The sequence below is a fragment of the Coxiella endosymbiont of Ornithodoros maritimus genome (assembly GCF_907164965.1).
Taxonomy (GTDB): domain Bacteria; phylum Pseudomonadota; class Gammaproteobacteria; order Coxiellales; family Coxiellaceae; genus Coxiella.
Genome location: NZ_CAJRAM010000093.1, coordinates 1 through 10,397, shown reverse-complemented (window position 1 = coordinate 10,397; position 10,397 = coordinate 1). Strand labels below are relative to the sequence as shown.

Below are 10,397 nucleotides of genomic sequence, written 5' to 3'. Positions count from 1 at the left end.
GCTTTTGACTAAACAATCGCGTATCTTCAACAGCGCTTGAACGTCTTGTTGTTCCACCGTCTTACCCCGCACAAACCGTATCGGGGCCCGGGAAGCCGCTTCAGCTATCGCCTGCGCATCGTTACCATCATTCTTGTTACTTTTGACATACGGTTTGACCTGCGGCGGACCGATCAACTGTGTTGGGATGCCCAACCCCATGAACCCGATACCAATGGTTCGCGCCTCCACACGCTTCTATCAACCACACACCACCTTAAGGCCTTGCCACAGTGGACACATATTGAGCGCCTAACCCCTCTCGTGTGGATCACCTTACCCCACTCATCAATCCCACACAGTTGAAAAACCCCTTTTGCAATAAATACCAACACCAAGTATTTTAATATCTTTCATGGCCCTGCTCCTTTTTTTAAAAATAGAAACTCTATGTTGGCGCATTATAACGCCCTCTTTAAGGAGGGGCACTTTTCATTAGGTTACTTTCTTTTTCTGACGACTTACCTGAATTACAATCCAATTAATTGTGCTGTAAGTCATCCCTAAATCGAGAAGGGAATATTTTTATTTTTTTGTTTTTTGCCAATCCCTTCTGTCAATAAAGTTGCTGCCAGCATGTTTAACTTACCCCTTCCTTTTTAGCCCGAAGTGCTAACGCAGCGTGTAAATGTTTTAGAACACGAATACGCTATTGATCACTGTATTTTAAGGCAACACTGGGATTTGGAATGAGGTCTCTAAATTCTTTGGCTGTTTTGCTCCAAGAGGTAATCACAGATTCAATTTTGTGTACCGCTTCATCGACCGTCTCACCATCGGCAACACACACTGGTAAATTAGATGCTTCTGTTAAATAGCCACTGCCCTCTTCCTTTGATAAAGGTCGAATTGTAATTGGATAAGCATGTATGTTTATATTTTTTCACCCCCGATCATTCCATCAATCATTTAATAACAATCATTCAATAAATAATTTGACATAGATTGGTTTAATAGGTTTTTTCGCAGGCATCGCAGGCATATTTAATTTCTGGTCAGGCTGAGCTCAAAAAATGACATGGCTAGTTTCTGGTTGTTGATAGGACAAGCCAACCTTAACGGCAATCGTTTTCAAGTCGTTAATCCTCCAATCCAGTGGATTATTTCTCATTTTTTTCAAGCTGCTTGCCTGCCTTGCTCATATTCTTAAGATACCGGATATGGAACCACTCTTCAAATGCTTCTACCCAATAGTAGCACGTATGAAGCGAAGCGAAATGCGAGAACAATGATTAACGGGAGTTTTAGTTTTTTAATATGAAAACGGGGTGTGGATAAGCTCCCGTTGCTATATTAGTAACCGCCCCTGAAGAAACTCTATCTAAAAAACCATGGCAATTGCTGTTTAAATATAAAGCGGAATAAATTTAATACATTTTTTATTAAAAAATTCTCGTCCAGTATGTTCTAAAATATTCACCATTGGCGTGTCGATTTTTTCCTGAATAATAAAGTCCTGATCTATGCAATCTTTCAATAAATTGATTCCATTCAGTTTGTCTCAAATCCTGCCCGATACTTACTTTTTGTCCTCGAGCTAAATTAGTTGGCTTGATAAGCCAACGATCTTTGGAATTGGCAAAAGCGTTAATATTTTTCTTTTCAGAAGAGATAAGCCTAAATGTTTTCGAAACATGCCTATTAATAAATAATTTTTCTTCCTTCGTAGGTAAGTGAGCGTATTTTTTAGAATTTAAAATAAGTTTTTGTTTTGTAGAATTGTCAAACCGGCCATTCCATTAATAGACAAAACCTGTTTATTAAAGAAGGATTGTAAAAAAGGTTTATAACGAATATCGTAAGGCATGTCACTGCCTACCCACTCTAACTTTACTAAAGAGAGTAGAAATTTTATTTCCCTTATAATTTAGTTCACCTTTACGGTTCATTAATAGGTTTTTAACATCTATGAGAAAAGCTTGTCGTCCTGTAGCATTAAGTTGATCAGTCAAAGTAATTAGTTCAAAAAACTGCATTAATTTCGGATCAAAGAATGGAGATCGATCGTCATAAATGATACAAACCGTAGCCGGAGTGATAGAGGTTTCTTTTTCCATCTCAGCGATTACTCGTGGTCAATAGAAAGGATCATAATAAATTTGGGGTGACGATATTATGCTTAAGTTTAATTGATCATATATTATCTGGCTCAGAAAACTGATAACATAGAACCCATGACCGTCATGGATATTTATTGCAACGAACTTTAAGTTTCCCTTTTTGGTTACAAAAAAATCATAACGACAGTATAAATTATTCAAAAATTTTTTCGCTTTGTATAGGGCTAATATGATTTGTAATCACTAAAAAATCCCATTAATTCCGCATTTCTTTCAACAAGATGGTCACCAATTTTCTCAATAATCGTGTTGAATTTATCACAGCATAGTTTGTAACTAGCATATTGCTCTTTTGATAAAAAAGAAGGTATTGGATTGATAGGTGTCTTCTTAAAGAAGTTGGATTTTCCGCCAATTTCTTCAACCTTTTTATCAAATAATCTATGGATATTATATAAATTTCTTTAAGCAATTCTTTGTCATACTGCAAAAGGTAATCTATAGACTTTTTGTTATAAACTGTAATCGGCATATATCAGTTTATTTTAATTTTAATGCTCCTCGTCTGCTCCAGATTTTGAAGAAGATAAGCTCCTATAGATGCTGTTATCTTTTTTATGATTATAAACATAGCACACTTTTCAAGTCATGATCCTGAGGAGTACTTTCAAAGGAAAAACTCTAACAGCACGATAGGGAAATAGGTTGGCTAAGTCTTCAACTTCAACGGCAATATCAACATCTTAGCTCCCAGCATATGCAGACGACGTTGGATGATGTTAGCGAGGTCGGTGTGCAATAAGCGGGTAAACCAATTTTCAGTAGTATAAACATAGCGGGAAGAAAAATAAATGGCGGTAGGGAATTTTTTATTAACTTTTGCAGAGATCTGCATAATTTGATCGACGGCATCCGTGCCAAAGCCGCTATAGGATTCGGCGGCGATGCCGTGCATTTGGGAGTATTTGACTAAATAATTCAGAGTCGCATCGGTTTGTTCTTTTAATTTTGAAAGTGCTGCATCGCTACCAAAGCTACCGATATCGACTTCGCCAGTGCTGATGAAAATAAAATTATGAAAATAATTAGGGAACATCCGAGTGACCCACAGTAAAGAATGCATAGCTGCGCCGATTTCTTTTACAAGAAAAACAGCGGTTGGCTTTTGGGGATCGATAGAGGGAATAACCGCTTCCTCGCTCAGCAAGGGAATCTGTAATTCCTGGTTGAGCTTCTTTTTTAGTTTGTTGTAACGGCGGTAATGACGTTTAATAACAATGCCGCCCGGGATCGCAACGCCGGTTACTGCGACGGTAATCCAACCACCCAATTCAAATTTCGATATCAAAGTAACGATAAGAATAGAAACGCAGACAACCAACGCGATCATAGCTAACAGCTACTGAGGGAACCAATATTTTTCGTATTTTCGATGCCGTATCCAATAAACAGCAAGCCCCAGCAATGACATACTAAAAGTCAAAAACACATTCATGCTATATAGGACAACGAGAAATTCCACGCGGCCGTCGGTGGCAAATAAAATAAGTAACGCGGCTAATCCAAAAAATAGCAGACCATTTTGAGTAACCAATCGACTGGACAACATGCCAAAGCGATGTGGCACCCACGAATCGATAGACATATTTGCTAAAACCGCAGGGCCACCGAGGAAGCCCGTGTTGGCGGCGACAATTAAAAGTCCCGCTTCCAATGCCATTAATACCGATAATAAAAAGTGATGATAAGGCCACGTTTGTAAAATTGATTGAAAAACGACTGCGTTGAGCGTTTGTCCGGGGACGAGATGAGCATTCCACAGTAAATAAAGTAAAATAATGTCTCCGGCCACCAAACTTAATGAAATGGCCATGATAGGAATTCTGAATAACGGTTTTAATACTGTAGTTGTGTAAAATAATGCCGGCAGTAATCACAATGATGTGTGTAATAAAAAATCCCAGGAAAATAATTATCAACACCTTTATTGATTCTTTGGCTCCCCGCAAGTTCAGCATTAATAGCAACAACAAAATAATCAATTCTACCACGAGCTTATAAGATAAATATTTAAGGGGTAGCAAACTGAACATAGCATCGGTTCTAGCAGCAATTGAAATGGCAATTGTTAGAATGTAGTCAATCAGTAAAGCGGCGCCGGATACGAGCCCCGAATAAGGCCCTAACAATTGGGTGGCTACTTTATAACCCCCCATTGGGAAATAATTTAATGACTTGGCTGTAAAAGCCAGCGCGATTAAAAAAAACCGTGGTGGCGGTGGCTAAAGCCAAAAAGAGCACAAGGTATGTATGTTGTCCTAAAGCATAAAATGACTGTTCAGGACCATAACAAGAAGAGGAGAGAGCGTCTGCGCCTAACCCGGTCCATGCTAGAAACGCCACTAAAGCGATGTGCTTTCGCGTCTCCTTTTTCATAGGATCACGAGGTTTTCCGATAATCAGCTCACGTATACGGCGCATGGGGTGATTCTACTAAACTCGGCTGACAAAGACATCCTTTTAACTGGTGTTCAGTAATTGATCGGGGAATTATTGTTTAAAACGAGCCTCTCTTGACTCCCGGTAAGCGGGAGAAGGAAGTTCAAAAATCATTTATTTTTTCGTTTTTCATAGGCTTTTGCTAGCTGAATTCGCGCTTCTCTTGTCATTTTTGCTTCGTCGAAGCGGCGTTGTTCGATTTCATCATTAATTGTTAAGGGGCGGACGGCTACAGGTTTTAAATTTGTATCAACGGTAACCATGGCGACATAACAGGAGTTAGTACGTCGTTTTTCGCCGGTGGTTAAATTGTCAGCGACGACTTTGATACCCACTTCCATTGAAGTGCGTCCAACGTAATTAATCATTGCATAGCAAGTGACTAACTCGTCGAGATAAATGGGCTGCTTAAACAACACTTTGTCAACCGAAAGCGTTACGACATAATAACCACTGTAATGGGCGGCAGACGCGTAGGCTGTTTGGTCGATAACCTTGAGAATATATCTTCTTGCTATGGATAACATTCCCATGCAAAATTCACCTTTTCCGGTGTCATGACCTCAGCCGTGCTGAGCGAACGCGGGTTCTTGGGTTGCATTGGTTCCTTGCTCTGATGGTTGGCGAGTAAAGTCCATCTTTCATGTAATGCTGAGTGAGTATAGTTGGCAATCTAAATTTGAGAGCGAGCCACATGATCATGACACAAAAAAGGCCGATCACGCCAAAATCCCATCCTGGGGGAATTACTCCTTTACCTCCGCCATAATCGCCGAGATAAGAGATGAGCGTGACCCCCACTAGGTAAGGCCAAACCCATAAGGCGGCTTTTGCATTCAGGGGAACTCGCTCATCAGGGCTAATAAAAGCACGGTGAATGAATAAAACGAAAAGGCCGGCCACCAAGGTGATGCCCAATTTGGAAATAACAGCCCAACCGCTCCAATAAGTAAGAAGTGTACAAAGGTAAAAAGCGAAGGTGGCCCATATTGTCACGAAAGGTAATTTAAAAGGGCGTTTATAATCGGGCAATTGTTTACGCAAGGTTAATAGACAAATGGGGCCGATCCCATAAGTGAGCGCAATTAATGAGGTAAGGAAAGTAATCATGCTGTTCCAACCCGGCAAGGGCGCGAAAAACGACATTCCCAGCAGAAAATTAGTAATGATAGCCACAACTGGATTGCCGTGCAGTAACCGTTGAAACAACGGCGGAATATGATGGTTTTTACTCATCCCATACAGAGATCGCGCCGCACTGCTGGTGTACATCAGGGCCGCCGCCATCGGCCCGATAACCGCCCCGACGTATAAAACAGGAAGCAGAATGTCTAAATGCCCTTGATGCGCAACCGCCGTTAGAGGGCTTGTTCCCCCAGGAAGAGCGAGATGCGACCAGCCATGAATTAAATTAGAGGGGATAATTGATGTCAAAAAAGCGAACTGCAACAAAAGGTATACGATTGAACATACGATCACTGAACCAATCACCGCGAACGGCAAAGCTCGCGCGGGCTTTTTAGCTTCCCCTGCCATTTCACAAGCTTGCTTAAACCCATTAAAAGCAAAAACAACGCCACCGCCAGAGACTGCTGCAAAAACACCGTGCATCCCATAAGGCATAAAAGAGGAATAGCCTGGATGAAGGAGTTGATGGGGCGAGAAATAAACTGCCAGAATAGTCAGCGCTACGATAACAGGAATCGCAATTTTTAAAAGGGTAAGCACATTATTACAGCGCAACAACCACCGTAAAGAAAAAACATTCAGCGCACTAATAGTGAGCATTAATAGGGTAGCGAGAAAGTAACCAAAACCCGTTAAACCGGCGTTACTTTGGACCAAAGAAGGAAAAAAATAACTGAAATATTGCAGTACGGCCTGAACTTCAGTCGAAGCAAACGAAGCGTAAGTAAGCCAGATAATCCAGGCAAAAAGGAAGCTCACCAGTGTGCCATGAGTATAATAGGGTATGCGTGTGCTGGAGCCCGTAATTGGCAACATAGCACATAATTCCGCAAAAACGAACGTGATGATAATGGCGGCAGAGCCCCCGATTAACCACGCTAAAATAGCGGATGGACCCGCTAATTCTGCGGTATAATAAGCGGCGAATAACCAACCGGACCCAAGAATGGCGCTGACAGAAGTGAGCAACAAGGCGAACGGTGATATAGAACGTTTTAACATAGCTTCAACAGGTTAACGTGTGTAGAACATCCTAACAACTTTAGTCACGTGTGAATACCGTTTTTTTATTATGACAGCATTAAGTTCCAAACCCCTCATTTTGATTGATGGATCTTCTTATCTCTTTCGAGCTTATTATGCGCTGCCCCCGCTGACGAACCGCAAAGGCCAGCCAACGGGGGCGATGTATGGCGTCATTAATATGCTGCGAAAACTAATGGTGGTATATCAACCAGATTATGTCGCGGTGGTGTTTGACCCGAAGGGTAAAACATTTCGCCATGATTTGCATCACACCTACAAAGCTAACCGTGTCGAAATGCCTAATGAATTGCGAAGTCAAATTAAGCCCTTGTTTGAAATCATCCGAGCGCTCGGCTTTCCTCTTATTGTTAGGGAGGGTTACGAAGCCGACGATGTGATCGCTACGTTAGCTAAAAAAGCAAAGGAAAAGGGAATACCGGTTTTGGTTTCAACCGGCGATAAAGACTTAGCCCAGATTGTCAATGAACACGTAACATTGGTTAATACGATGAAGGACCAATTGCTCAATTCGAAAGGCGTTCTTGAAAAATTTGGCGTACCACCTGAGAAGATTATCGATTATTTAACCTTAACTGGCGACGCCACCGACAATATTCCGGGCGTCCCCAAAGTCGGCCCCAAAACCGCCGTTAAATGGCTCAGTCAATACGATTCTGTTGAGAATCTTATAAAACATGCGCATGAAATTAAAGGAAAAGTTGGTGAAAACCTTCGCGCTTGTATCGATGACCTGCCGTTGATGCGCCGATTAGTAACCGTTATTTCCGATTTGCCCTTGGAAGAAAATCCCACAGATTTAATCCAAACAGAAAAAAATCGAGAAAAATTAATTGAACTATTTACCAAATATGAGTTTAAACCTTGGCTTGCCGAACTTCTGGCAAACCAAGATAAAAAAGTAGCCACTTTTCAATATACCACAATCACAAATAAAAAAACTTTTGAAAAATGGGTGAAGAAATTAGCCGACGCTAAAGTATTTGCTTTCGACACGGAAACGACTGATTTTAATGTGATACAAACAAAATTAGTCGGCATTTCATTTGCGGTTTCCCCGCACGAAGCAGCCTATGTGCCGCTTGAGCACGATTATACGGGCGCGCCTGCGCAGCTTGATAAAGAAGAGGTATTACAGGAATTAAAACCCTTATTAGAAGACCCGAATCAAACTATCATTTGCCAAAATTCAAAATACGACGGCGAGGTTTTGGCAAAAGAGGGGATTACTATCCGGGCAAAGACTTACGATACGCTGCTAGAGTCTTACGTTTTAAATAGTAGCAGTACACGGCACGATTTAAATACTTTGGCGCTTAAATATTTGGGCCGAATGATGGTGAAATTTGAGGATGTGGCGGGTAAAGGAATGAAACAAATCAGTTTTAATCACGTTACCATTGATAAAGCCACTGCGTATGCGGCGGAGGATGCGGATGTCACTTTGCAGCTTCATCATAAATTAATGCCATTAATTGAAAAAGAAAAAAATTTAAAAAAGGTCTTTGAACAAATCGAAATGCCGTTAGTGCCGATCCTCATGCAAATGGAAATGCGGGGAGTTTTAGTGGATACCGCGATGCTGCAGGCACAGAGCATCGAACTCGGTGGTCGCATTGCCTTGTTGGAGCAGCAAGCTTATAAATTAGCGGGTCGCGAGTTTAATTTGAATTCGCCTAAACAATTGCAAACGATTTTATACGAAGAACTAAAACTGCCGATTTTTAAAAAAACCTCTGGCGGTCAGCCATCGACAGCAGAAAATGTTTTACAAGATTTAGCCTTGGATTATCCTCTACCCAAAGTGATTTTGGAGCACCGCAGCCTTACTAAGTTAAAAACAACTTATACTGATCGTTTGCCAGTGCAAGTGCATCTAGCCAGCCGCCGCATTCACACTTCCTATAACCAAACCGTCACCTCAACGGGACGGTTATCTTCAAATAATCCCAACTTACAAAACATTCCCGTCCGTACGGAAGAAGGGCGAAAAATCCGACGCGCGTTTATTGCACCACCTGGGTTTCAGATGGTGGCGGCGGATTATTCGCAAGTGGAATTACGTATCATTGCACACATTTCAAAAGATCCTAGCTTAATTAGGGCTTTTGATAAGGAATGGGATATTCATCGCGCGACAGCGGCTGAAGTATTTGGTGTGAACTTGGAACAAGTGACGCCCGAACAACGTCGCCGCGCGAAAGCAATTAATTTTGGGTTGTTGTACGGAATGTCGAGTTTCGGTTTAGCGCGCCAATTGGGAATTGGACGCGATTTAGCGCAAGAATACATCGATATTTATTTTAAACGCTATCCTAAAGTGCATGAGTACATGCAAAAAATCCGCATTATTGCTTTTACTCAAGGCTACGTAGAAACACTTTTCGGCCGCCGCGTTTATTTACCAAACATCCACGCTTCCAATATCCAGCGCCGCCACGCTGCCGAACGCGCGGCGATAAATGCACCCATGCAAGGCACAGCCGCCGATATTATTAAAATCGCCATGATTAAAGTCAGCGATTGGCTCCAAAAACCCCCCGTTGAGGCTCATTTGATCATGCAAGTGCATGATGAACTGGTTTTTGAAGTGGCCGAAAAAGATTTGGAAAAAGTTATCCCCCAAATCAAAAAAGCCATGGAAGAAGCCGTTGCCCTATCTGTGCCATTAGTGGTTGATGTCGGCGCCGGGGGGAATTGGGATGAGTCACATTAGAAGAAGTAGCGCTTTTATTTTCACTTATTGGCGGTTGAAGGCTGAGTCTTTGTTGAACATACACCTCCAAAAACTGCATCGCAGGAGCACGGGATGATTTCTCCCAATTACGCCATTTTTCTTTTTTCCAAGTGATTAAATATTTGTTTATTGACTCAACGGATTCCGAACAATCATTAGGTAAAATATCTTGCTCTTCAAAAATCGAATCCCACCTCTTAGTATTGGTTAGGGTACTCACAGTGGCAGTCTGAATTGTGACGGCGTCATCGACATGTCTCGTTCTTTTATTGCTTTTACCTCTTTTTGTAAATTTTTTCATGTCGTTATTGCTCATCTCACCATAACAATGAATTGTCCATATCAGGTAAAAACACTCCTGCCTTTCTAAATTCAACTAAAAGTCCACAAATTCGTTGGTACAGTTGACTTTGATAGATTTTTTTATTAAAAGGACAGCGTTGTAGCTCCTCAATAAACTTTGAAGCGTTTTTTTAAGGTGGTGTTTTGCATCCAATGAAAGGTATTGATAATCAAGCTTGCTAAATTTTTGGAGATAACCAGGAAGATAGTCGAGGGTAATAGAACTTGCCATTGCGGATTTAAATAATTATCCTCGTACATTAAGGATATTGCTTTATATCTCCGTAAGTAAATTTATAAAAAAGGTCCTTCAACCCAGGGTCAACACGTGACATAATATCAGCCTCTATTTTTAAAAACTACTATAAAACAGGCTGTATTAAGAAAACCTCAAACACCATTGTCTCAAATACCATTGTTTTAAAAATCCATTCTCTATACATGACGAAAGCAGTTCAGTTGATGAAATAGTGAGAAAAGCTGCTGAG

Annotated in this window: 2 protein-coding genes and 5 pseudogenes; 1 reads left to right on the top strand and 6 read right to left on the bottom strand. The window is 41.2% G+C overall.

Going from position 1 to position 10,397, the window contains the following annotated elements; all coding sequences use genetic code 11:
- The 5 genes and pseudogenes from OWO34_RS08120 to OWO34_RS08100 form a co-directional block, all read right to left on the bottom strand.
- Positions 1–396 (bottom strand): annotated as a pseudogene (locus OWO34_RS08120) (IS110 family transposase); the annotation flags it as partial.
- Positions 397–1,847: 1,451 nt separating this feature from the next.
- Positions 1,848–2,096 carry a hypothetical protein gene (locus OWO34_RS08115; RefSeq protein ID WP_267257159.1) on the bottom strand — a complete coding sequence of 83 codons (249 nt, stop codon included), beginning with the start codon at positions 2,094–2,096 and terminating at the stop codon, positions 1,848–1,850.
- Positions 2,097–2,808: 712 nt separating this feature from the next.
- Positions 2,809–4,580: pseudogene (locus tag OWO34_RS08110) on the bottom strand (APC family permease).
- Between the two features lie 128 nt (positions 4,581–4,708).
- Positions 4,709–5,157: pseudogene (locus OWO34_RS08105) on the bottom strand (acyl-CoA thioesterase).
- Positions 5,158–5,161: 4 nt separating this feature from the next.
- Positions 5,162–6,788: pseudogene (locus OWO34_RS08100) on the bottom strand (APC family permease).
- Positions 6,789–6,858: 70 nt separating this feature from the next.
- Here OWO34_RS08100 and polA point away from each other — a divergent pair.
- Positions 6,859–9,546: a DNA polymerase I gene (gene polA / locus OWO34_RS08095; RefSeq protein WP_267257158.1), complete on the top strand. Its 2,688-nt coding sequence runs from the start codon at positions 6,859–6,861 to the stop codon at positions 9,544–9,546.
- Here polA and OWO34_RS08090 read toward each other — a convergent pair.
- Positions 9,458–10,259, bottom strand: a pseudogene (locus tag OWO34_RS08090) (CBU_1794 family Dot/Icm T4SS effector). The gene polA and the pseudogene OWO34_RS08090 sit on opposite strands and share 89 nt — an antisense overlap.
- Positions 10,260–10,397: the final 138 nt, after the last annotated feature.